The following is a 22,428-nucleotide window of genomic DNA, read 5'->3' as shown; positions in this document are numbered from 1 at the left end:
TGGTATGAAAAAAGTTATTTTTTCTTTGGCGCTGGGTACGTTCGGACTGGGGATGGCCGAGTTTGGCATTATGGGCGTGCTGACGGAGCTGGCACGCGATGTCGGGATAACGATTCCCGCCGCCGGGCATATGATCTCGTTTTACGCCTTCGGCGTCGTGCTGGGCGCGCCTGTTATGGCGCTCTTTTCCAGCCGCTTTTCGCTTAAACATATACTGCTGTTTCTGGTCACGCTGTGCGTGATGGGCAATGCCATATTTACCTTTTCCTCGTCATATCTGATGCTCGCCGTCGGCAGACTGGTTTCCGGCTTTCCGCACGGCGCCTTTTTTGGCGTCGGCGCCATTGTCCTGTCAAAGATTATCCGCCCCGGGAAAGTCACCGCCGCCGTCGCGGGTATGGTTTCAGGAATGACGGTGGCGAATCTGGTGGGCATTCCGGTCGGCACTTACCTGAGCCAGGAATTTAGCTGGCGCTACACCTTTTTATTGATCGCGGTTTTCAACATCGCTGTGCTCACCGCAATTTTCTTCTGGGTGCCGGATATCCGTGACAAAGCCCAAGGCAGCCTGCGCGAGCAGTTCCACTTCTTGCGTAGTCCTGCACCGTGGCTCATTTTCGCCGCCACGATGTTCGGCAATGCGGGCGTTTTTGCCTGGTTCAGCTATATCAAGCCATTTATGATGTACATCTCCGGTTTTTCGGAGACGAGCATGACGTTTATTATGATGCTGGTCGGGCTGGGGATGGTGTTAGGCAATCTGTTAAGCGGCAAACTCTCCGGCAGATATACTCCGCTGCGCATCGCGGTAGTGACTGACCTCATTATCGTGCTCTCTCTCATGGCGCTCTTTTTCTTCAGCGGATACAAAACGGCATCGCTGACTTTCGCGTTTATCTGCTGCGCTGGTCTGTTTGCGCTCTCTGCGCCGCTGCAAATCCTGCTGCTGCAAAACGCCAAAGGCGGCGAACTGCTGGGCGCGGCGGGAGGGCAAATCGCCTTTAATCTCGGTAGCGCGATTGGCGCCTGGTGCGGCGGACTGATGCTGACGCTAGGTTTTGCGTACCACTACGTGGCGCTTCCCGCCGCCCTGCTCTCGTTTTCCGCCATGTCGTCGTTGCTGGTATACGGACGTCTAAAACACAAGCAGCCATCGGTCACGCCGGTTGCCGGATGACGCCATCCGGCTAAAAACGTTACGCCAGCGGCCACAGCCAGGCCGCGCCGCGCACGCCGCTCGAATCGCCATGCCGCGCCTTACGTACCGGCGTCTCGCACTCGCCGCCAAAAACAAACGATTTCATCAGCGACGGAACCGTCTTGTACAGGCGCTCAACATTGCTCATACCACCGCCCAGCACAATGACATCCGGATCCAGAATATTCACGACATGAGATAATGCTTTCGCCAGCCGCAGCTCATAACGGCTTAACGCCAGTTCCGCCACGGCGTCCTGCGCGTCGACCAGACGAATAATCTCATCGCCTTTTAGCGCTTTACCGCTCAAACGCTGGTAATCCGTGGCAAATCCCGTACCGGAAATAAAGGTTTCGATACAGCCTTGTTTACCGCAATAACAGGGAATTTCTTCGCGGTAACGCAACTCATCGTCATCCATCCACGGCAACGGATTGTGGCCCCATTCACCTGCCGTACCGTTGCCGCCGATGTGCGCCCGGCCATTTAGCGCTACGCCCGCGCCGCACCCGGTACCGATAATCACCGCAAATACCGTTTGCGCCCCCGCTGCCGCGCCATCTACCGCCTCTGATACCGCCAGGCAATTGGCATCGTTGGCTAACCGCACTTCACGCTTCAGACGACGGCTCACATCGCTATCGAACGGCTGGCCGTTAAGCCACGTAGAGTTAGCGTTTTTTACCACGCCGGTGTAAGGCGAGAGAGAACCGGGAATGCCAATGCCAACGCTGCCGGTCTGGCCGGTCGCCTGTTCCGCCATGTCGACCAGCGTAGCGATGGTTTCTATCGTTTGCTGATAATCCTCCCGCGGCGTAGGCAGACGATGGCGAAACCGCTGCTCTCCTGCATCATCAAGCGCAATGACTTCCGTTTTTGTGCCGCCTAAATCGATACCAATACGCACATACCGCTCCTCATTTTTTGGGAATATCAACAGGGTAGAATTCACCGTTCTGATTGGCAATGCAAGCCTGCCGACAATTCGTTACTATACCGCCTGGATTTAACGACAAGGCCGTGGAAATTATCATGCTGTGGTTCAAAAATTTAATGGTTTACCGTCTTAGCCGCGATATTACATTACGCGCCGAAGAGATGGAGAAACAGCTCGCCTCAATGACGTTTACCCCATGCGGTAGCCAGGATATGGCCAAAATGGGCTGGGTTCCGCCGATGGGCTCTCACAGCGATGCGTTAACGCACACCGCCAATGGCCAAATTATTATTTGCGCGCGCAAAGAAGAGAAAATCCTGCCATCGCCAGTGATCAAACAGGCTCTGGAGGCGAAAATCCAGAAACTGGAAGCCGATCAGGGACGCAAGCTGAAGAAGACGGAAAAAGATTCCCTGAAGGATGAAGTGTTGCATTCGTTGCTGCCGCGCGCGTTTAGCCGCTTCAGTCAGACAATGATGTGGATTGATACCGTTAACGGCCTGATTATGGTTGACTGCGCCAGCGCGAAAAAAGCGGAAGATACTTTGGCGCTACTGCGTAAAAGTCTTGGCTCGCTGCCGGTCGTCCCGCTGGCGCTGGAAAACCCGATTGAGCTGACGCTCACCGAGTGGGTGCGCTCCGGTACGGTCGCTCAGGGTTTCCAGTTGCTGGACGAAGCCGAATTGAAAGCGATGCTGGAAGATGGCGGCGTGATCCGCGCGAAAAAGCAGGATCTGGTCAGCGACGAGATCGCCGTTCATATTGAAGCGGGTAAAGTGGTCACGAAGCTGGCGCTCGACTGGCAGCAGCGTATTCAATTCGTCATGTGCGACGACGGCTCCATTAAGCGTCTGAAATTCTGCGACGAGCTGCGCGATCAGAACGAAGATATCGACCGGGAAGATTTTGCCCAACGTTTTGACGCGGACTTTATCCTGATGACCGGCGAGCTGGCGGCGCTGATTCAAAGCTTGGTGGAAGGATTAGGCGGCGAAGCGCAGCGCTAACCAGAGGGTCCCTCTCCGCCGGAGAGGGGACTCACCGTTACAAATAGCGGCACAGATACGAGGTGGGCTCAGCAACCTGTAGATGAAACTCGCTGTGGCCAGGCACGTTAAACACCTCACCGGCTGTATACACTTTCCATTCGACAGTTCCCGGCAACAGTACCTTCAACGCGCCGCTCACAACCGTCATCTCTTCGGGTTCGGCGGTGCCAAAGGTATACTCCCCTTCCGCCATCACACCAACGCTGGCCCGGCCGGTGCTACTGCTGGTAAATCCAATAGACTTCACTTTCCCGGAAAAGTATTCATTACTTTGTAGCATAATCAGGCCCCGTCTCGTTATTAAATTAACACCCAATATAGAGTCCTGACGTTCGGCCTGTCACGTAAAATTAGACAAGCAGTTCTGAAGCTAACCGCGCAATCAAAACATTAGAGAGTAAAACCGGCACATCCAGCGCCTGCTGTAAAATATCCCGATGACGCTGATGAAAACCCAGACAATCCAGCATAATGACGTCCGCGCCTTGATCCAATAGCGCCTGCCCGGCATCAATTAACTGTTGCTCAGAACCGTGAACCGGATTCGCCAGCGAATACACCGGCGGCATTTGCAATACCTGCCATTTTTTCTCCTGGGCCGCCAGAAGTTCTGCAACAGGCACAATCACGCCCACCTGATGCCCATCCACAATAGAGGCGACAAGCGGTGGAATAATACGCAGCGGTTCAAGCAAAATAGAATTACGGGCTGCCATACTTTTAATCGCCGCGGTGCTCATCAGTATAATGACGTCATAACCCTGGTTATCCAGCACCTCGACAACGCTCTGTAAATCTCGCTCCACTTTCTGGCGGGAAACATGGGCTATCTGGTTATCATTCAGCAACGTCAAAAGCGGATCGTCGCCAGGCTCTACAGCGTAATCCGCCATAACGTCTTCCCGGCTCATTTTTCCCAGCAGGCTATGATGGGTGATGTGTTGTTCGTCGATGTATTCCGTCAGAAGCGGTAACACTTCGCTCATTGGCACAACGCCGATTGTGAGGATTGCCAACGACGCACTCATTTTTATTCCACCTTATTACTTCGTCGTAATTCCCGGGCAAATATTCACACGCTCACCGCGCTACCTGCCCTACAAATCTCAGAAAGCGTAGCAGCAGATGAGCAACGTATTGTGTAAAGATTCCAAATAACTCCAATATTGTATTGTTATCGCTTAATTTACGGTTTTAGTTGCCAGTATAAATGTTTCAAGAATGTGATGGAGATACAATTTAGGGGTACCCGGAATCCCTTCCGAGTGGTTCATGCGTCTATGATTTATCCGGATCTTCGTAACGTTTTTTCGCATCCATCGCTTCTTCTGCGGTCGGATGCTCGCTGATGAGCGAATCAGGTTTCGGATGATCAGCCCGTAGCTGATACCACGTCACCGTCTGGCCCGGCGTGCCTTTTTCAATGGTGACGATATAAGCTTCCCGCGGATAAGGTGGTCTGGTTGGCATAGCGTTTCCTTTATTCTGGGTGAGCGTTAAGTATAGACATCTCCCTGTAACCGTTGCGTCGACGGCGGCAACGCCGCAATAATTTCAGAAACGACCTGGGCCGGCGTTTTCGTCGCGTCAATAATGTAATGCGCCGTTTCGCGATACAACGCGTCACGCTGCTCAAGCACTTCCCGAACCTCTTCGCTCAACGGCTTGCCGGTGAGGGTCGGGCGCAGCTCCGCTTCAGGTTCAGCCTCAAGCCGGTTAACCAGCGTGGATACCGGCGCGCACAGATAAATCACTACGCCAACACGGTGCATATAACGTCGGTTATACTCCGTGAGAATAATACCGCCCCCCGTCGCCACAACAGTCGAAGGCGCGCTTACCGCTTCCAGGGCCGCGGTTTCCCGGGCGCGGAACCCTCCCCAGCCTTCTTTTTCAACGATATCAGCGACGCTCATCTGCACGTGCGATTGCAGCCAGCGGTCGGTATCTGCAAACCGAAAACCGGTTGCCTGCGCCAGCGCCATACCGATGGTGGTTTTCCCACAGCCCCGCGGGCCAACAAGATAAAGAGGTTGCATCATAGCAGGCGTTCCCCCAGGAACTGCGCATACGCAGGATTTGATATCAGCAATGTTATAATCATATCATCTAACTAGTACAACGCATAAATGTAAACAATAATTTACATTAAAGTACTAAAGTCACAATATTAGTACTATAGCAAGAATCAGAAATGAATAAACTGTAAATTTTTCATTACACGATTTATTTTTTACGCTGGCTTTCCAGCCACCACTTATCCAGCTCGGCGGCAAAATGCTGACGATCGCGCGGCGAGAGAGTGTTTGGTCCCCCCGTTTGTACGCCGCTGGCGCGTAGCGTGTCCATAAAGTCACGCATCGTCAGACGTTCGCGAATCGTGGCGTCGCTATAGCGTTCTCCCCGGGGATTAAGAGCCGCAGCGCCTTTTTCCAGCACTTCAGCCGCCAGCGGAATATCCGCGGTAATCACCAGATCGCCCGCTTCGCATTGACGCACAATTTCATTGTCCGCCACGTCAAACCCGGCGGCCACGCGGAGCGTGCGGATAAAACGCGAAGGCGGCACACGCAAGGCCTGATTGGCAACCAGAATAAGCGGCAACTGCATCCGCTCGGCGGCGCGGTACAAAATTTCTTTAATGACATTCGGACACGCATCCGCATCCACCCAGATGGTCATAATGTCTCCCGTACGGTATACAATCTTTTATTGTCTCGCGCTTTTGTCTTTCATCAAAGTGCTGTTTCTCCTTCTGCCCGTTTTCAATCCGCGTTAAGCTAACCATTCCCCATAACACACAAACATAGGGAGTGACGAGATGGAGAAGAAAATCGGTTTTATTGGCTGCGGTAATATGGGCAAGGCTATTCTTGGCGGACTGATTGCCAGCGGTCAGGTACTTCCCGGTCAGATCTGGGTCTACACCCCCTCCCCCGATAAAGTTGCCGCCCTGCATGACCAGTACGGCATTAATGCGGCGCAAAGCGCGCAGGAGGTCGCTCAGGTCGCGGATATCGTTTTCGGCGCGGTAAAACCGGGCATTATGGTGAAAGTGCTCAGTGAAATCTCCTCCAGCCTGAACAAAGACTCTCTGGTGGTCTCTATCGCCGCAGGCGTAACGCTTGATCAGCTTGCGCGCGCGCTGGGACACGACCGTAAAATCATTCGCGCTATGCCGAATACGCCGTCGCTGGTTAACGCAGGAATGACCTCCGTCACGCCCAACGCGCTGGTCACACCGGAAGATACGGCTGATGTCCTGAATATTTTCCGCTGCTTTGGCGAGGCGGAAGTGATTGCTGAGCCGATGATCCATCCGGTGGTTGGCGTGAGCGGATCTTCGCCGGCCTATGTCTTTATGTTTATCGAGGCGATGGCGGACGCTGCCGTTCTGGGCGGTATGCCTCGCGCTCAGGCTTATAAATTCGCCGCGCAGGCCGTCATGGGATCGGCGAAAATGGTACTCGAAACCGGAAAACATCCCGGCGAACTGAAAGATATGGTGTGCTCGCCTGGCGGAACGACGATTGAAGCCGTACGCGTTCTGGAAGAACGTGGCTTCCGCGCTGCGGTAATAGAAGCGATGACGAAGTGTATGGAAAAATCAGAGGCGCTCAGTAAATCCTGAAGCCCGGCTGGACGTCATGCCGCCACTTCGGTGCGGTTACGTCCGGCATTCTTTGCTTTGTAAAGCGCCATATCCGCAGACTTTAGCCATTCCCGATAATGACCGATTTGTGGCGTTAACGGCGCCACGCCCACGCTGATACGTAACATGACCTGCGGCGCGCCCGGCAAGCGTAAGGTATTTAGCCGTTCATGCACTCGCGACATGGCGGTAATCGCGCTGTCTGCCGGCGTTCCGCACATAATCACCGCAAATTCGTCGCCGCCAAAGCGCCCGATAATATCACTCCCGCGTAGCGTTATCTGTAATTGACGCGTCAGGGCGATAATAGCCTCATCCCCAACATCATGTCCCCAGGTGTCGTTAATGCTCTTAAAATGATCGATGTCGATAATCAACAATGTCGCCTCCCGATGGTGGCGTCGGCTGTGATCGAATTCATTACGTAATAAAATTTCCCAGTGGCGTCGGTTATAGACGCCGGTCATGCCATCCCGCGAGCTCATCGCCTGCAAGCGTCGCTTATGTTCCGCTAATTTAATGGCCGTTTGGTAACTTACCCAGGCGAACAGAAGCGGATACAACATAATGACGAGCAAAGAGAGCGTGACTTCCAGCGACGAGCTTCGCATCGCGACGGGTAGCCCGGTAAGCTGCAACGTCACCAGACATGACGCCAGCAAAAGGCCCATTCCGACAGTGAATAGCTGCCGCCCGCCAGCCCCCATCAGATTCATGCTCATCATCATAAACAGCGCGGCGGCAGGCAACATATTGACGCCCATCAGCGCGATCCACATGCCGGAGAGGATCGCATCCACTTTCAGGTTGTAAATTTCCTGACGTAGCGGATCAAGGGCTTTCGCCGACCACTGCCACGCCAGATGCGGCCAGACAAAAGACCAGCCGACCAGCAACAGCCACCAGCCGCCAAAGACAGGTTGCGTCACTAACACGGCGGCCACCGGTAAAAACATCCCCCCTAACCCCACCGCGCGCGGTAGCCTGATGCGCCGGGCGAAGCGCAACCCGGAGCGCTGACGATCATCAGGAGGGTCAGGCGGCGCTACCGCCTGTTCAACTGCTTTTCGGTAAAAATTTTCATCATTCATTATTTTTGGGAACATTTAGAAACAATTTTCCCAAATTATAGAAACAGAGCGCATGGAGGGAGTATGAAATTTCGGGTGAGTGTTTTTCAGGGCTCACCCGATAGCACTACGCCGCTTTTTTCAGGCAGGCGCTCATAAACTTGCTACGGTCATCGCCTTTCAGGGATTGTTCCGTCGCCTGAACATTGCATTCACGCATTTTCTGCTGTTGCGGCGTCAGGCTTTTCTCGCCAGGGGCTGACTTACTGTTTTTCAGGCAGTCGCTAAGGTAGGTTTTACGCGCATCGCCTTTCAACGCTTGCGCTGTCGCCTGCTGATTACAGGTCGTCATGCGCTGCTGTTGCGGCGTTAACGGTTTCTCGGTTGCGCCGACGGCGGTTAAAAAGACCAGGCCAAAAAGTAAAGTCACCAGTAATGTTATTTTCATAGCACCATCCTTTTGTCAGTGTACACATTACACGTTGTCCCTTTGGGAAATATCCCAGGGACTTTATATAAGTCTGGCTGTTACTGGCAAAAATACCACCCGGCTGTAAAAGTATTACTTACCGTGAGCAATAGATGTTTTATTGATTGACAAACCGTAGGCTAATGTGCAATTCGATTATCCACAGTCACACTGGCAGGATGCAGAAGAACAGCGCATAGCGTTACACTGTTATTACCATAGCCGCTTCGTTTTTATTTTCTTCTGGTTAATACAGAGCAAAATAAAAACGAAGCGGCCAGAGCTACTTTATAAAAGTAACGTTATAACAACTGTGTTGTTTTAAATACGATTAGTGCCGGGGGTGTCTCAGCAACTTTTTTACATATTGGCGCAGCAATTCCGTATCGTGATCAGGAACGCTGGCATCCGGCTTTACGCCTTCAAGTGCCCCCTCTACCTGACGTATCAACATCTCCTGCTCGTTTTGCGCCATGTTACGTAACATTGCTGTGACGATAATCTCTAACGCTTCTACCTGAGCAACCAGTTCTTTCGACTCTTCTTCTTTTTGGGCTAGCTTAAGCAACAACTCTGCTATGAGATTTTTCATGACCATATTTCCTTATTAGTTCCAGGGTGACGTTATCACTATGAAGAACCACTGCCTAGAGGCTGAAAGTACTATTTTTATGATACAGGAAGAACTTTACACAAATAATTATCACTGTCGCCGCAGCGAAACGTTTCTCAGACCGAAAACGAGACGATAATAAACCATCAAAAAACAATAATCACGCTATATCATAATTTAAGGTTATGCCATCTATAGAAAAACTTCACGGATAAAGAATATATCTTTTAATTTAAACCATATCGTAACGGCAGAAGCGCCGTTACGATGCACCGCTATTGGCCTTTCGCTTTTTGCGCGTTACGCCGACGACGTAACGCCAGGGTCAGTTGCCCAATATTGATCAACACGATCGCCGCCGTAGCGATAAAAACCCAGCGGAAACCGGCCATCGCCGATACCGTCGCGCCCATCAACGGCCCAACCACGTTGCCCAGATACATAAATGACTGGTTGTAACCAAAAATACGTCCGGTAATTTGATCGCTGGAGTATTTCACCAATAACGTTTGTACGGCGGGTAACATCGCGCCATCGGCAAAGCCTAACAAGAAACGCAACAGCCCCAACTGGAACGGCGTGGTGACCCAGGACATCGCGAAGAAAAGCAGCACTGCGCAGATAAGCGTGGCCATCAGAATTCTTTCCGTGCCGATTCTGTCGCCAAGTTTTCCCAGGCGAGGCGCGGAGATAAGCGCGGAGATACCGGGCACCGAGGCAATTAACCCGCTAAGAAAGGCGATGTTATTACTGTCCGGCATCATTGATTTGATAAACAGCGCCAGAATTGGACTGATGGAACCATTACAGAGTTGAATGACCATCGTGGTAAAAAACAAGCTGATCACCAGCGCAGGATAAGGTAACGACGCAAAAACGGCTTTACCGCTCAGGCGTTCGCTTTTCCTGATGACCGGACGTACGCCTTCTTTAATTAAAAATAGCGTGACCAGAAAGCTCACCACCAACAGCATGGCGGTAATCAGAAATACCGCCCGCAGCCCGATATGATCCGCGACAAAGCCGCCCATTAACGGCCCGCCGATAACGCCGCTGATTTGCGCGGTAGAAAGCGTACTGAGCGCCCAGCCGCTACGTTCGCGCGGTACCTGAGAGGCTACCAGCGCCATGGCATTGGGGATATAGCCTGACGTTAACCCCATGATTCCGCGCAGCAGGAAAAGTTGCCAGACATGGGTCGCGAATGCCTGCAGTAGAATAGCTATCGCCATCCCGAGCGACGCGCGCAATAGCATCAGTTTACGCCCTTTACGATCGGCGAGACTGCCCCACATCGGCGACACAATGGCGGAAATAAGAAACGTGATGCTAAACGTTAACCCGGACCACATTGATAACGCTTCATGGGAAGAGACGCCAAGCTGGGAAATATAAAGGGGTAAAAATGGCAGGATTTGGCTGATTGCCAGCCCGGTAAAAAAACATCCAAACCAAACGGAAATTAGATTAACTTTCCAGGATTCCATAAGACTCGTAACGGTAAGTAGCTGAAAATACGCGTTAGCTTAGCAAGCTCTCATTTTCCTGGTGGTTCCAGAGGTGCGATACGTCACACTTTGCTATTTTGTCTCCCCGTTCATCATTTTTGTGAAACATATCACATTATATAGCCGCGCAAGGCAGACGTTTATGCTTTAACGACACACGCCGTAGCCCCGCATTCCAAGATGAAAATGGTTAGCATGAGCAGCGTTATAGTCAGGCCCGAGTCCATTGCCATAATAATGGCAACTGGCGTTTAACATAGCGCGTAACCAGGGCCCCGTCTCCTCACGCCCCCAGCCGCGCAGAACAGTGATTTTTCGGCCATCCGATAGCTGAAACCCGCTGACATCCAGCGCTTCTGCGCTGGCATGTTCACTGCGACGCGCATCCGGGCGGTGATAAATATTACGGCAGGCATAGCTGCCCAGATGTTCGATGCGGGTCAGGCGGCGCTTCATCCACGTTTCTGTTAAAGGTTTTGCCTGCTGTTCGACAAACAGCGCGGAGCGCAGCGCCAACGGGCAGGAGGCTAAAAAACTGCTGCTCAGTTTGACCTGGCCAAAATCTCTGACGCGCACAACATGGGACAAGGGACATTCACCAGTGCTATCCGCAACAGGTTGTGATGAAATTAATCCCTGTTGATTGGCCGCCGTCAAAAGCTCCCGGCACTGCGACAGCGTAAGGCGCTGTAGTTTGAAGGTAGTGATCCAGCCTGGCGGATCGGCAAGTTGTAGCGGAGCAAAAGGATTATAATAAGAGGGAAGATAACGATATCCCAGTCCGCCAATGCCGCCCAACAGCACAATAATCAGAAAACCCTTACCTCTCACGCGGCCTCCGTTCTCACATCCCATAAACATTATGGCAGAAGCCCGCGAAACCCGCGTTTTGTCGTGGTAATGTATACGCTTTGCATTCGATGGAATGGGTTTTTAAGATGGCGAAATTGCGGGTAGGAATAGTATTTGGCGGTAAGTCGGCGGAACATGAAGTGTCTTTGCAATCAGCGAAAAATATCGTTGATGCGATCGATAAAACCCGCTTCGACGTGGTGCTGTTAGGGATAGATAAGGCAGGACAATGGCATGTTAACGATGCGGAAAATTATTTGCAGAATGCAGACGATCCGGCACATATCGCGCTACGTCCTTCGGCAATCAGTCTGGCCCAGGTGCCTGGCAAACACCAACACCAGTTGATTAACGCCCAGAACGGGCAGCCGCTACCGACGGTAGATGTTATTTTTCCTATCGTCCACGGTACGCTGGGCGAAGACGGCTCATTGCAGGGGATGCTGCGCGTCGCAAACTTACCGTTTGTCGGTTCAGACGTGCTGAGCTCCGCAGCCTGCATGGATAAAGACGTCGCCAAACGACTGCTACGCGATGCAGGACTGAATATCGCCTCGTTTATTACACTCACCCGAACGAATCGTCACGCGTTTAGTTTTGCCGAGGTTGAATCCCGTCTGGGACTGCCGCTGTTCGTTAAGCCCGCCAATCAGGGCTCTTCGGTCGGCGTTAGTAAAGTCGCTAACGAAGCGCAATATCAGCAGGCGGTCGCGCTGGCTTTCGAATTCGATCATAAAGTGGTGGTGGAGCAAGGGATCAAAGGGCGCGAGATCGAATGCGCCGTATTAGGTAACGATAACCCACAGGCCAGTACCTGCGGCGAAATCGTACTGAATAGCGAATTTTACGCCTACGATACTAAGTATATTGATGATAACGGCGCACAAGTTGTCGTGCCTGCGCAGATCCCTTCCGAGGTGAATGACAAGATCCGCGCGATCGCGATCCAGGCTTATCAGACGCTGGGGTGCGCGGGTATGGCGCGTGTCGATGTCTTCTTAACGGCAGACAATGAGGTCGTGATTAACGAGATCAATACGCTGCCAGGTTTTACCAATATCAGTATGTATCCAAAACTCTGGCAGGCGAGCGGATTGGGCTATACCGATTTGATCAGCCGCCTGATTGAGCTGGCGCTGGAACGCCATACGGCGAATAACGCCTTAAAAACCACGATGTAATAGCGCACGCCCGATAGCGCAACGTTTATCGGGCGTCTTTTACCTCATCATCTTCGCGCCGGCGAATGATGAACCCCGCCAGCCAGAAGCTGATAATCCACGTTACCAGCCCAACGCCATAGGTTTGCCATCCTTTCGCCTCAAAACCCAGCAATCCTACGACGCCATTCAAAATAAAGATAAGGCCAATAGAGAAGGCATAGTAGTGCCAGTCACGACGAATTTTTACAGGCAAACGCATAACGACTCCGACGTATTAACAGCAACAAAAACGTATTTTTGCATACTTCTGGCGAGCGAGTCTGTGGGGGATACGGAATTTCTTAAATGTTAATTGATTTTGATAAAAGTGATCATTTTGTGACAACTAACAAAAATTTACGCGATGGATACATTCCGTATGTGAAATTACCATGATTCTGATATTGACAAACACAATGACCTGTCAGACTTCACAGTAAGCCGATGGCATAACGCCAGATCGTAGCCGATCATCCTGGAGGTCTTTATGGCTGATTTCACTCTCTCAAAATCGCTGTTCAGCGGGAAGCATCGAGAAACCTCCTCTACGCCCGGAAATATTGCTTACGCCATATTTGTACTGTTTTGCTTCTGGGCCGGAGCGCAACTCTTAAACCTGCTGGTTCATGCGCCGGGCATCTATGAGCATCTGATGCAGGTACAGGATACAGGTCGACCGCGGGTAGAGATTGGTCTGGGTGTCGGGACGATTTTTGGCCTGGTGCCCTTCCTCACAGGCTGCCTCATTTTCGCCGTTATCGCCGCGTTTTTACGCTGGCGTCACCGTCACCAATAAACCTTAGCGCGCTGGAGAAAATATCCCAGCGCGAAATTTATCGCCCCATACACCGCGCCCGCCGCTCATCAACTCGTTTAGCAAACCAGGCGGTCGTCAGCTTGCGCGTGATCTTCGGACTTTCCAGTTGAATACCGGGCAACATTTCCCGCGCAAGCGTCTTGCCCGTTTTGGCCTCGGCCAGTTTATAGACTTTCTTGTAGAGCGCCGTTTTTTCAAACGCCAGGCTATCGCCTTTCTCCAGTTGGCTGCGAATTTCGCGCTCACTCATTCCCAACTGCCCTGCCAGTTTGCGCACCGCTAACTCTGTTTTGCCCGGTTTCTTGCTGTTATAACGAATCAGATCGCCATCCAGCGCCAGTTTTACCCCACTGGCTTTACTGACGGCATTCTGGAACGCAGCGTTACGGCTGGCGTACCATCCCGCGTTGAAGTCGGCGAAGCGGAAAACAGGCGCGCTGTAGTTCGCCGGGTAATTCAGCAAATGGTAGGTTCCAAACCACAATCCGCCACGGCGCGTAAAGACCTCCTGACGTACCGTACCCGTCATCTTCCACGGATAGCCTTTCGCGTGCTGTTCGGCAAAGGCAATGCTGACCTGCATCGGGCCGCCCGTATGCACCGGGTTATATGAGCCAAATAGCGTCTGCCCCATAGGGACCATATTGATAAAGTCGTCAAAAATAGCGCTAAGCTGTTTTTCGGTTTTTACCGTGTCCAGGCGTTCGCTATAGCTCTTGCCGTTGGGGGAGTTAATTTTCAGCGCGGTGTGCACCAGAAACAGCGGAATGTGTAGTCGTTCAGCGCGGCGATCAATCTCCTGCCAGGCGATTTTACTTAGTCCCGGCACGACAGGATCCGCCTGATAACCGGACTCCTGCTGGGCGACAGCCAGCACCGAACAGATATTTTCTACCGTCGGCGCCAGCCCCTGGCTCTTAAACGTTGTCGCGATGTCTTTCGCCCAGGCCTCTCTGTCTTTGACACTGGCCGGCATTTTCTGACGTACTACGCTTGCCACGTCGACAGGCTTCTCGCCCTTGCTCACCGGCTGCCCGGATTGACTACTACAGCCAGCCAATATGGCGACCGCCAGAAAAGGCAGAGGATAAAGACGGGACGCCGCCGACATAACGTTTCCTTCTGTTAGCTAAAAGAGTGGGTCACTTCCTGAACTGGCTGACCATCCAACTGACGTTCAAAGCTACGTAAACGTTTATAAATAGACATCAGCTCCACCAGCGTCGTCCAGGAGTTAATCAAATACTGGAACGAACCGCGCACCTGACCAAACACGTTGGTGATTTGCGTCATCAGCCCCAGCGTAATCGTACCGGCAACAATGGAAGGAAACAGCAGGAACAAACCGAAAACGTTATCGACCTGCAAATAGAGAATGCGCGCGATGTTGAAATACATATAGTGAAAGTAGAGACGGAAGTAGTTATGACGCACCGCGCTAAACAGTTCACGGACGGTTGGCGGCGTGGCGCGGCTGGCGTCATCTTCACCGTAGACCAGCTCCTTACGATAAGCGGCTTCCACTCGCTGATTTTTAAATTCCAGCCCCGGCAATTTGATCCCGACGACTGCCAGCAGGCCCGTCCCCATTAATGACCAGACTATGGCGGCAATGACCAGGCCGTAAGGGATATGCCCTACGATGGGTAAATCCGGCACATGCGCTGACAGGGTGACCAACACCGGCAGAAAGGCGATGAGCGTCATGATGGCATTGATAAAACTCACGCCCATATTCTCCAGTGTAGAGGCAAAACGCATGGTGTCCTCCTGCACACGCTGGGCGGCCCCTTCGATATGGCGCAGGTACTGCCAGTGCGCCATATAGTGCTCATTCATTGCGGTACGCCAGCGAAATACATAGTGGCTGACAAAGAAGTTGTTCAGCACACCGATCACCACGGCGATAAGCGCAATACCGAGAAACACCCCCACTTCATGATAAAATTGACCAAGAGTGACCTTGTGCGGCGAGCTGAGCGCCGTTTGAATCAAATCATAGAACGGCGCGTACCAGGCGTTAACCGCAACGCCAACCTCCACCAAAAACCAGGTGACAAAAATAATGAGCGAGGTGCCAAGTATCGACCAATACTGCCAGCGGTGCGGGCTATAGATGAACCAGAACGTTGCAAATAAACCCACGCAAATCAGGTAATAAGCATAAAAAATCAGATAGTCCAGCGACCAGAAGCGCGCTGCGCTGATAGGCACTTCATCGGATGCCCCTACAAGTCGCGCCACCCAATCTCCTCCTCCCGCCTGCCAGAAAATGACGGCGATCAGCGCCCAAACAAACGCCGACATGAAAAACGGCCCTGGCTTTGGGAAAAAAGATTTAAACATCATGCTCTCCTGCTAACTTCTTCTCTTTATTACGGCTGCTGTGACGGCGGCAATATCACGCCATGCCCACGCAAATGAAAGGGCTAAACCAGGCATTGTGACCTACGTTGTGACGCTTAGTTCGCACTTCTGCTCAACAGAATTGTTTCGACGAGTTTCATTCTAAGCAGGCAGGCTGGCGCTATCAGGTTATCACAAGCGCTCTATCACAAAAGTAAACATTCTTCATCACGAAAACCCGCCGTTACGTTTTTTCACCCACTTTTTTCTCTTTAACGTTTTGCAATGTGCCGCCGGGTAGTATAAATACGCATAACCACCGTTATTTCACTTATGGACATCACCGTTGAAACGTAGTCTGCTTTTTACTGCCATGCTGTTTGCGGCATCACTTACTTCTGTCCAGGCGGCTCAGCCGATTGCCGATCCGGTTTTTGCCTCTGATATCGTTGATCGTTATGCCGAGCATATCTTTTATGGTAGCGGCGCCACGGGCATGGCGCTGGTGGTGATCGACGGCAATCAACGCGTATTTCGTAGTTTCGGTGACACCAGACCGGGCAATAATGTTCGTCCACAGCTTGATTCGGTCATTCGTATCGCTTCGCTCACCAAGCTAATGACCAGTGAAATGTTGGTAAAATTGCTCGATCAGGGAACGGTAAAATTAAACGATCCGCTCAGCAAATATGCGCCTCCCGGCGCGCATGTCCCGACGTATCAAGGCACGCCGATTACGTTGGTCAACTTAGCGACCCATACCAGCGCGCTTCCGCGAGAACAGCCCGGCGGCGCGGCGCATCGTCCGGTATTTGTCTGGCCAACCCGCGAACAACGCTGGAGCTGGCTCTCCACAGCAACGTTAAAAGTCGCGCCAGGCTCGCAGGCGGCCTATTCCAATCTGGCGTTCGACCTGTTAGCCGACGCGCTGGCGACCGCCTCCGGCAAACCTTATACGCAACTGTTTGAAGAAAAGATTACCCGCCCGCTGGGAATGAAAGACACCACGTTTACCCCCTCTCCCGATCAGTGTAAGCGTCTGATGGTGGCAGAGAAAGGCGCAAGCCCCTGTAATAATACGCTGGCAGCCATTGGCAGCGGCGGGGTCTATTCTACGCCAGGAGATATGATGCGCTGGATGCAACAGTATCTGTCGTCAGATTTCTATCACCGTAGTCATCAGGCCGATCGTATGCAAACGTTGATTTATCAGCGCACACAGTTAAAGAAAATCATCGGGATGGACGTACCAGGTAAAGCCGACGCGCTCGGTCTGGGCTGGGTCTATATGGCGCCAAAAGACGGACGTCCTGGCATTATCCAGAAAACAGGAGGCGGCGGCGGTTTTATTACCTATATGGCGATGATCCCACAATATAATATTGGCGCTTTTGTGGTCGTAACCCGTTCCCCCCTCACTCGTTTTACCAATATGAGCGACGGGATTAACGATTTGGTTACTGAGCTAAGCGGCAATAAACCGATTGCTATTCCTGCATCCTGAGTCGTCGCGCCTCGCGCTATATCAGACGAGGCGCAACATTTTTGTTAATATTCGGAGGGCAAACGGTTAATACTGATCAGTTTGCCTTTATTCATTTCAATGTAATTACCCTTACGCAGGGCCGCGAGAACTTCCGCCACCACCGATCGCGATACGCGCGTTCGTTGATGAATATAATTCATAACACCAATACGTGAGCGAAGTTCTTCATCCCACTCAATCATTGTCATTAACGTCGCACGAATCTGGTCGTAAGAATTATTACCAATGAGCTGCTTGTCACGAAGTTCCAGTACCTGGCTTTTCCATACTATCCAACAGAAGGCTTCACGCCACAGTTGGTTCTGCTCAATGATGGCGAGAGTTTGTGATGATGAGAGGCGATAACCGATGCAACCGCTCTCCGCAATTAATTTATATTGTGCCTCTTTTTTCGCCACACCATCGGCTAAGCCGAAAATAAAGGGGGCCTGCACAATACCAATAAGAACTTTATCACCCCGAACTAACGAAACAACCCCCTCTAAAATAACAAAGGTATGGGTATTACTTTCATCAGGTGAACAGATAATCTCTTTATCGTTAACAAACTCGAAACGCGTACCATGCTTAGAAAGGCATTTATCGAGTCTGTTGAATTCCTGTAGTGGCTTGCTTAAAGATAACATATGCATTCCTTGCAATAATGCCCGTCAAGTCCTTGACGGGCATTTTTCAGTTTAAATTACCTTTATTTCTCCTGAGAGAAAATGATTACCAGGTATATTTAACACCAACGTTTGCAGACCAGTCTTGATCAACATCACCGCCGCCGAGGTAGTTAGCATCGGTGTAGGCGCTGAAGTTCTTCGTGAAGCTGAACTGAGTACCCAGACCAACACGTACCGCAGAACCTTCTACGCCGTTGTCGATAGAGTCGCCGTTTACGTCAGCATCGTTGTTGGAGTCGTCGTAAACGTAAGCCAGTTTGAAGTACGGCGTCAGCGCCTGATCTTCGCTGTAAGTGAAGGTATAACCTGCATCTACACCGATTTCATAACGCATGCTGTCGTAGGACTGACCGTCAACTTTCATGTCGTTGCTCAGCTGGTAGTCGTCGCCAGACTGGAACAGACCGGATACGCTGCCGTAAGGCGTTACGTAGCCTGCATCACCCAGCTTCAGATCATAACCCAGTTTCAAGCCAAAGCCCCAGGCGTCAGAAGAGGTGTTGCCGTCAACGTAAGTACCGTCGCTCATGTTAGCAGACAAATCGTTGTTGAAGTGAGAGTAGCTCAAGTTACCATCAACAAAGATGTTGTTTGCGAAACGAGCGGAAGAGTAGATGTAGGCAGACTGGCTGTCCTGATCCACCTGACCGGTACGATCGCTCAGATCGCCTTTCGCGAAGCCTGCTGCCGCACCAACGATCCACTTAGCGTTGTTACCGTCAACTTTGGTATCAACACCGACCATGATGCCATTAACATCCTGATCGTAGTTAATGGTGCCGTTGTCGCCGTTGAAGTTACCGCCGAAGTAGCTTACCCATGCGCCGCCGTTATCCGCCAGGCCATGACGAGCGTTGGTCAGACGAGTACCAACGGTGTCTTGTTCCAGGTTCCAGATATTGGTGTTCGCAGAAGGAATGCTCAGCGCCATGTTAGCGTAGTCGGTCAGTTCCATCTGTTCCAGCACGACAGTGTTGCCTTCCTGCTTAGCCTGATAGGTGTAAGCACCCAGGTCAGCTTTGTTTGCTGCAGAGAAGGTTGCGTCGGTGTTTACGTCATTGACATAAATCAGCTCGTTGCCTTTGTAATCTGCAACAGAACCGGCACCAGTAGCGTTGTCGATGCGAACTTTATAGTTACCGGTAGCCGCTACAACATTGTCAACAGAGCTGTTATCCAGTTCGTCGCCGTTGTTGATATCGCCATTACCGTTGATGGTCAGGTGACCGTCAGAGTTCATCGCGATAGTACCGTAACCATAGTTAGCCTGAGTGGTATCCCAGGTACGGTCGTTCACCAGGTCAGCGTTCAGAACATAATCGCTGCTATGGATATTGAACACGCCAGAAACAACATTACCGTTGTGATCAGCAGTATTGCCGCTGGTCAGTTCCAGTTTATCAGTGCTGAATACTTCGGTATCAAACTGACCAACATTCACATCCAACATACCACCGTTAGTTACAGTAATGGTATTGGCATACAGATTGGAATAAGTGCTCCATCCAGTAGATTCGGTCAAACCAACAGTACTATAGGAGTCAATTGTCAGGTGATCGGTGTCAACATAACCATCTTCACCAATGTTCAGTGAAGAACCATTAGTCAAATTAATGGTGTCTGATGTTAAATCAGAATTAGAAACATTAACCTGAGAACCATTGTTTACAGCCAGAGTATCAACAGTCGAGTCCCCAACGGTGTCCCATTCAGAACCATTGTTCAGCGTCACGTTAAACACGCCGCTCTGGAAAACTTCATTACCAACGATACGATTCCAGGCATTATCTTCCAATGTTGCGCCTGGAGTAAGGCTGTTCGTTTCAACATCATACATACGGGACGTTGTATCAACAGTATAAGTCGCCTGACCAACCCACTTACTGCCATTATCAAGTGTAAGGTTCAGTTCGTCGACGTTGAGGCCGTCATCAGCCCAGCCATGGTTGGTATCAGGAACACCATCACCGTTAGTATCATCACCATCCGCATCGAAATTGGCGTTCCAGGTGCTGGTAAATTTGACATCACCCATCAGCGTAGAATTACTGAAGTACACATTGTTCTTCATTGCATAGTCTGAAGCACCATTGTCATCAGTGAAAGACAATGCAACGTCGCCAGCACCAGTATAATCGCTCGGCTCCTCGGAATTGCCAAAGTGACCAGTGCCAAAAGTACCAGTGTCAGTAGTATAAGCACTATCCAGGATATAATCTGAACCGGAAGTTACAGTAGAGTCAAATACATTAATATTGTTATCCCAGTTATGGGATTCCGTCGTGTAAGTGTTGTTGTAAGTATTTCCCTGAGACAAGGCAATACCTGCAACACGGGAATTGTTGGAAATATTGATGTTGCTTTCTACATCAAGATTCACCGCCACGCCTTTGCTGACATCAAATGTTTCATTTGTGTACTTAGTTACATCACCATCCTTATAGGAATCAGTGAAGTAAAACGCTTCATAATCATCATCAATGGTGGAATTAGCGATGTTCAGCGTGAACACATCACCGTCATACCAGTTTCCGTCAACAGTATCAGTACCGTTGTTGAACTGATAATATTCAGAATACCCATCGTGATCCAACGTATCAAAACGATCGTAATAACCAATCGGCAGCATGGAAGTAATCGAGCCATGAATAACTGAATTACTAATATTCAGCTCATTACTGGTTGCGTCATTATAATCATGGTTCAGATAATAGGTAGAAATCGTACCGTTAACAGTGTCACCGTTGAACGTCTGATCGAAATCACCATTGGCATTGTTGTAGTAAACGAAACCGCTATAGTTTACATAGTTACCATCAACAGTGCCTGCGGCATCCATATTATTCCAATCAAGCGCGGTGGTAGGATTGTCGTAATAAGTCCAGGTATCGTAAGTAGTAGCATTCGCCTGAGAAGTGATTGCCAGAGTGCAAGCCAATGCTAATTGTGAGACTACAAGTTTCTTTTTCCAGGAGTGCATTTGTCATCCCTCCTCAGGGACGTAATATAGTTGATCCATCAATTATCAATGCATAAAAACATATAGATGTTTAGCAAGGAGGATTATGCGGCGTCATTGCTAAAAGGTTCAATTATTCTTTATCCTCAGTCCGGATTCGGACATGAATTAAAAAGACGTAATAAAAGGAAAATAGATAATTAAAAATCATTCTTTTTCATGAGGTTACAAGAAAATAAAAAAATAAAATACATATGAGATAAATATGGATTAAAGAAAAATAAAATAAATATGAATAATATTAAAACCCACATTTACTTAAATGACGATGAAATAAAACTAAAAACAACGTAAAACTAATTCTTATTTAAAATGATATAGTGCCTGAGGTATTAATCTCCGGTATATAAAAGAAGCGCCATGTTCTGCCGCCGCCGGGGCTGCGCCTGCTACGTTAAGGACCGTTTTCGTAAAACATCTGCCTGCAGATTCAGGTATACTGGGCCTTCGATTCCACAAACATCAGGCAGACCATGACAGACCTTATCCATCGCCCTCGCCGCCTGCGCAAATCCGCTGCGCTGCGCGCTATGTTTGAAGAGACAACACTTAGCCTGAACGACCTGGTGTTGCCGATCTTTGTTGAAGAAGAACTCGACGATTACAAAGCTATTGATGCCATGCCCGGCGTAATGCGTATCCCGGAAAAGCAGCTGGCGCGAGAGATTGAACGTATCGCAAATGCTGGTATTCGTTCCGTTATGACCTTCGGCATTTCCCACCATACTGATGACACCGGCAGCGATACCTGGAAAGAAGACGGTCTGGTGGCAAGAATGTCCCGCATCTGTAAGCAAACCGTGCCGGAGATGATCGTCATGTCCGACACCTGCTTCTGCGAATACACCTCGCACGGCCACTGCGGCGTGTTGTGCGAACACGGTGTGGATAACGATGCGACGCTGGCCAACCTCGGCAAGCAGGCCGTTATCGCGGCGGCGGCTGGAGCAGATTTTATTGCGCCCTCCGCGGCCATGGATGGACAAGTCCAGGCTATCCGCCAGGCGCTGGATGCCGCCGGTTTTACCGATACGGCAATAATGTCCTACTCCACCAAGTTCGCCTCTTCTTTCTACGGCCCCTTCCGTGAAGCAGCGGGTACCGCGTTAAAAGGCGACCGCAAGACGTATCAAATGAATCCGATGAACCGCCGTGAAGCGATTCGCGAATCACTGCTCGATGAAGCCCAGGGCGCGGATTGCTTAATGGTGAAACCGGCCGGCGCGTATCTGGACGTGCTGCGTGAAATCCGCGAACGCACAGAGTTGCCGCTTGGCGCTTACCAGGTGAGCGGTGAATACGCCATGATTAAATTTGCTGCTATGGCTGGCGCCATTGATGAAGAAAAGGTCGTGCTGGAAAGTCTGGGCTCGATTAAACGCGCCGGCGCCGATTTGATTTTCAGTTACTTCGCGCTGGATCTGGCTGAGAAAAATATTCTGCGTTAATTCTGTTACAGGGCGGCGCGCTGCCGCCCTTTCC

At 50.8% G+C, this 22,428-nt stretch carries 23 protein-coding genes; 7 read left to right on the top strand and 16 right to left on the bottom strand.

Annotated features, from left to right (window positions below; translation table 11 throughout):
* The first annotated feature begins 4 nt into the window (after nt 1–4).
* Nucleotides 5–1,177 (top strand): MFS transporter AraJ, encoded by a 1,173-nt coding sequence (araJ, locus tag NA624_RS12520; protein WP_000755629.1) that lies wholly within the window; start codon nt 5–7, stop codon nt 1,175–1,177.
* A gap of 19 nt (nt 1,178–1,196) precedes the next feature.
* On the opposite strand, the gene mak is transcribed toward araJ, so the two are convergent.
* Complete coding sequence (gene mak, locus NA624_RS12515; protein WP_001219270.1) at nt 1,197–2,105, bottom strand: fructokinase; 909 nt, start codon at nt 2,103–2,105, stop codon at nt 1,197–1,199.
* 125 nt (nt 2,106–2,230) lie between these two features.
* Between mak and rdgC the strand changes: the two genes are divergently transcribed.
* Nucleotides 2,231–3,142, top strand: coding sequence for a recombination-associated protein RdgC (gene rdgC / locus NA624_RS12510; protein ID WP_000964305.1), 912 nt, complete (start codon nt 2,231–2,233; stop codon nt 3,140–3,142).
* 37 nt (nt 3,143–3,179) lie between these two features.
* Here rdgC and ppnP read toward each other — a convergent pair whose 3' ends face one another.
* From ppnP to NA624_RS12485, 5 genes are all read right to left on the bottom strand, one after another.
* Nucleotides 3,180–3,464, bottom strand: a complete 285-nt coding sequence (ppnP, locus tag NA624_RS12505; RefSeq protein WP_000941953.1) for a pyrimidine/purine nucleoside phosphorylase — start codon at nt 3,462–3,464, stop codon at nt 3,180–3,182.
* A gap of 70 nt (nt 3,465–3,534) precedes the next feature.
* The gene (locus NA624_RS12500) at nt 3,535–4,212 is read right to left on the bottom strand and encodes an AroM family protein (protein ID WP_001276437.1); all 678 of its coding nucleotides are present in this window, start codon (nt 4,210–4,212) and stop codon (nt 3,535–3,537) included.
* A gap of 250 nt (nt 4,213–4,462) precedes the next feature.
* Nucleotides 4,463–4,654, bottom strand: a complete 192-nt coding sequence (yaiA, locus tag NA624_RS12495) for a protein YaiA (protein ID WP_001143161.1) — start codon at nt 4,652–4,654, stop codon at nt 4,463–4,465.
* Nucleotides 4,655–4,680: 26 nt separating this feature from the next.
* On the bottom strand, nt 4,681–5,226 hold the full coding sequence (aroL, locus tag NA624_RS12490) for a shikimate kinase AroL (protein WP_000983571.1): 546 nt from the start codon (nt 5,224–5,226) through the stop codon (nt 4,681–4,683).
* A gap of 184 nt (nt 5,227–5,410) precedes the next feature.
* Nucleotides 5,411–5,866 (bottom strand): YaiI/YqxD family protein, encoded by a 456-nt coding sequence (locus NA624_RS12485; protein WP_000158137.1) that lies wholly within the window; start codon nt 5,864–5,866, stop codon nt 5,411–5,413.
* Between the two features lie 139 nt (nt 5,867–6,005).
* Here NA624_RS12485 and proC point away from each other — a divergent pair, with 139 nt between their 5' ends.
* Nucleotides 6,006–6,815: a pyrroline-5-carboxylate reductase gene (gene proC / locus NA624_RS12480; RefSeq protein ID WP_000412193.1), complete on the top strand. Its 810-nt coding sequence runs from the start codon at nt 6,006–6,008 to the stop codon at nt 6,813–6,815.
* A 14-nt stretch (nt 6,816–6,829) separates the two neighbouring features.
* On the opposite strand, the gene adrA is transcribed toward proC, so the two are convergent.
* From adrA to NA624_RS12455, 5 genes are all read right to left on the bottom strand, one after another.
* Complete coding sequence (gene adrA / locus NA624_RS12475) at nt 6,830–7,942, bottom strand: diguanylate cyclase AdrA (RefSeq protein ID WP_000484092.1); 1,113 nt, start codon at nt 7,940–7,942, stop codon at nt 6,830–6,832.
* 91 nt (nt 7,943–8,033) lie between these two features.
* Nucleotides 8,034–8,354: a phosphate starvation-inducible protein PsiF gene (gene psiF, locus NA624_RS12470; protein WP_000705162.1), complete on the bottom strand. Its 321-nt coding sequence runs from the start codon at nt 8,352–8,354 to the stop codon at nt 8,034–8,036.
* Nucleotides 8,355–8,706: 352 nt separating this feature from the next.
* Nucleotides 8,707–8,967, bottom strand: coding sequence for an anti-adapter protein IraP (gene iraP / locus NA624_RS12465; RefSeq protein WP_001518423.1), 261 nt, complete (start codon nt 8,965–8,967; stop codon nt 8,707–8,709).
* A gap of 296 nt (nt 8,968–9,263) precedes the next feature.
* A complete protein-coding gene (locus NA624_RS12460) occupies nt 9,264–10,475 on the bottom strand; it encodes a multidrug efflux MFS transporter (protein WP_000446772.1) in 1,212 nt (403 codons plus the stop codon).
* Between the two features lie 168 nt (nt 10,476–10,643).
* Nucleotides 10,644–11,357, bottom strand: coding sequence for an extensin-like domain-containing protein (locus NA624_RS12455; RefSeq protein WP_000480786.1), 714 nt, complete (start codon nt 11,355–11,357; stop codon nt 10,644–10,646).
* Nucleotides 11,358–11,434: 77 nt separating this feature from the next.
* Between NA624_RS12455 and ddlA the strand changes: the two genes are divergently transcribed.
* On the top strand, nt 11,435–12,529 hold the full coding sequence (gene ddlA / locus NA624_RS12450) for a D-alanine--D-alanine ligase (protein WP_001096598.1): 1,095 nt from the start codon (nt 11,435–11,437) through the stop codon (nt 12,527–12,529).
* Between the two features lie 25 nt (nt 12,530–12,554).
* Here ddlA and NA624_RS12445 read toward each other — a convergent pair whose 3' ends face one another.
* Entirely contained in the window at nt 12,555–12,770 is a 216-nt protein-coding gene (locus NA624_RS12445) for a DUF2754 family protein (RefSeq protein WP_001239240.1), read from the bottom strand.
* A 267-nt stretch (nt 12,771–13,037) separates the two neighbouring features.
* Here NA624_RS12445 and NA624_RS12440 point away from each other — a divergent pair, with 267 nt between their 5' ends.
* A complete protein-coding gene (locus NA624_RS12440) occupies nt 13,038–13,346 on the top strand; it encodes a YaiY family protein (protein WP_000763139.1) in 309 nt (102 codons plus the stop codon).
* A gap of 37 nt (nt 13,347–13,383) precedes the next feature.
* On the opposite strand, the gene yaiW is transcribed toward NA624_RS12440, so the two are convergent.
* Nucleotides 13,384–14,478 (bottom strand): surface-exposed outer membrane lipoprotein YaiW, encoded by a 1,095-nt coding sequence (yaiW, locus tag NA624_RS12435; RefSeq protein ID WP_001271422.1) that lies wholly within the window; start codon nt 14,476–14,478, stop codon nt 13,384–13,386.
* 14 nt (nt 14,479–14,492) lie between these two features.
* Nucleotides 14,493–15,713, bottom strand: coding sequence for a peptide antibiotic transporter SbmA (gene sbmA, locus NA624_RS12430; protein WP_000477023.1), 1,221 nt, complete (start codon nt 15,711–15,713; stop codon nt 14,493–14,495).
* 346 nt (nt 15,714–16,059) lie between these two features.
* Between sbmA and ampH the strand changes: the two genes are divergently transcribed.
* Complete coding sequence (gene ampH / locus NA624_RS12425; protein WP_000830780.1) at nt 16,060–17,217, top strand: D-alanyl-D-alanine-carboxypeptidase/endopeptidase AmpH; 1,158 nt, start codon at nt 16,060–16,062, stop codon at nt 17,215–17,217.
* Nucleotides 17,218–17,261: 44 nt separating this feature from the next.
* On the opposite strand, the gene iprA is transcribed toward ampH, so the two are convergent.
* Nucleotides 17,262–17,885 (bottom strand): hydrogen peroxide resistance inhibitor IprA, encoded by a 624-nt coding sequence (gene iprA, locus NA624_RS12420; RefSeq protein ID WP_000950235.1) that lies wholly within the window; start codon nt 17,883–17,885, stop codon nt 17,262–17,264.
* Nucleotides 17,886–17,970: 85 nt separating this feature from the next.
* Nucleotides 17,971–20,907, bottom strand: coding sequence for an autotransporter outer membrane beta-barrel domain-containing protein (locus NA624_RS12415; RefSeq protein ID WP_000556516.1), 2,937 nt, complete (start codon nt 20,905–20,907; stop codon nt 17,971–17,973).
* A 512-nt stretch (nt 20,908–21,419) separates the two neighbouring features.
* Here NA624_RS12415 and hemB point away from each other — a divergent pair.
* Nucleotides 21,420–22,394: a porphobilinogen synthase gene (gene hemB, locus NA624_RS12410; protein WP_000130724.1), complete on the top strand. Its 975-nt coding sequence runs from the start codon at nt 21,420–21,422 to the stop codon at nt 22,392–22,394.
* Nucleotides 22,395–22,428 lie beyond the last annotated feature (34 nt).

Origin of the sequence: Salmonella sp. NW38 (assembly GCF_051807745.1) — a bacterium.
In the GTDB taxonomy this organism is placed as follows: Bacteria; Pseudomonadota; Gammaproteobacteria; order Enterobacterales; family Enterobacteriaceae; genus Salmonella; species Salmonella enterica.
Note: the sequence above shows the minus strand (reverse complement) of the source record. Positions and strands in the feature narration are given on the sequence as shown.

What these genes read in the sequence shown, in the direction of transcription:
- araJ (WP_000755629.1), top strand. Translation starts at nt 5, where the DNA reads ATGAAAAAAGTTATTTTTTCTTTGGCGCTGGGTACGTTCGGACTGGGG.
- rdgC (WP_000964305.1), top strand. Translation starts at nt 2,231, where the DNA reads ATGCTGTGGTTCAAAAATTTAATGGTTTACCGTCTTAGCCGCGATATT.
- ppnP (WP_000941953.1), bottom strand. Translation starts at nt 3,464, where the DNA reads ATGCTACAAAGTAATGAATACTTTTCCGGGAAAGTGAAGTCTATTGGA.
- NA624_RS12500 (WP_001276437.1), bottom strand. Translation starts at nt 4,212, where the DNA reads ATGAGTGCGTCGTTGGCAATCCTCACAATCGGCGTTGTGCCAATGAGC.
- yaiA (WP_001143161.1), bottom strand. Translation starts at nt 4,654, where the DNA reads ATGCCAACCAGACCACCTTATCCGCGGGAAGCTTATATCGTCACCATT.
- aroL (WP_000983571.1), bottom strand. Translation starts at nt 5,226, where the DNA reads ATGATGCAACCTCTTTATCTTGTTGGCCCGCGGGGCTGTGGGAAAACC.
- NA624_RS12485 (WP_000158137.1), bottom strand. Translation starts at nt 5,866, where the DNA reads ATGACCATCTGGGTGGATGCGGATGCGTGTCCGAATGTCATTAAAGAA.
- proC (WP_000412193.1), top strand. Translation starts at nt 6,006, where the DNA reads ATGGAGAAGAAAATCGGTTTTATTGGCTGCGGTAATATGGGCAAGGCT.
- adrA (WP_000484092.1), bottom strand. Translation starts at nt 7,942, where the DNA reads ATGTTCCCAAAAATAATGAATGATGAAAATTTTTACCGAAAAGCAGTT.
- psiF (WP_000705162.1), bottom strand. Translation starts at nt 8,354, where the DNA reads ATGAAAATAACATTACTGGTGACTTTACTTTTTGGCCTGGTCTTTTTA.
- iraP (WP_001518423.1), bottom strand. Translation starts at nt 8,967, where the DNA reads ATGAAAAATCTCATAGCAGAGTTGTTGCTTAAGCTAGCCCAAAAAGAA.
- NA624_RS12460 (WP_000446772.1), bottom strand. Translation starts at nt 10,475, where the DNA reads ATGGAATCCTGGAAAGTTAATCTAATTTCCGTTTGGTTTGGATGTTTT.
- NA624_RS12455 (WP_000480786.1), bottom strand. Translation starts at nt 11,357, where the DNA reads ATGTTTATGGGATGTGAGAACGGAGGCCGCGTGAGAGGTAAGGGTTTT.
- ddlA (WP_001096598.1), top strand. Translation starts at nt 11,435, where the DNA reads ATGGCGAAATTGCGGGTAGGAATAGTATTTGGCGGTAAGTCGGCGGAA.
- NA624_RS12445 (WP_001239240.1), bottom strand. Translation starts at nt 12,770, where the DNA reads ATGCGTTTGCCTGTAAAAATTCGTCGTGACTGGCACTACTATGCCTTC.
- NA624_RS12440 (WP_000763139.1), top strand. Translation starts at nt 13,038, where the DNA reads ATGGCTGATTTCACTCTCTCAAAATCGCTGTTCAGCGGGAAGCATCGA.
- yaiW (WP_001271422.1), bottom strand. Translation starts at nt 14,478, where the DNA reads ATGTCGGCGGCGTCCCGTCTTTATCCTCTGCCTTTTCTGGCGGTCGCC.
- sbmA (WP_000477023.1), bottom strand. Translation starts at nt 15,713, where the DNA reads ATGTTTAAATCTTTTTTCCCAAAGCCAGGGCCGTTTTTCATGTCGGCG.
- iprA (WP_000950235.1), bottom strand. Translation starts at nt 17,885, where the DNA reads ATGTTATCTTTAAGCAAGCCACTACAGGAATTCAACAGACTCGATAAA.
- NA624_RS12415 (WP_000556516.1), bottom strand. Translation starts at nt 20,907, where the DNA reads ATGCACTCCTGGAAAAAGAAACTTGTAGTCTCACAATTAGCATTGGCT.
- hemB (WP_000130724.1), top strand. Translation starts at nt 21,420, where the DNA reads ATGACAGACCTTATCCATCGCCCTCGCCGCCTGCGCAAATCCGCTGCG.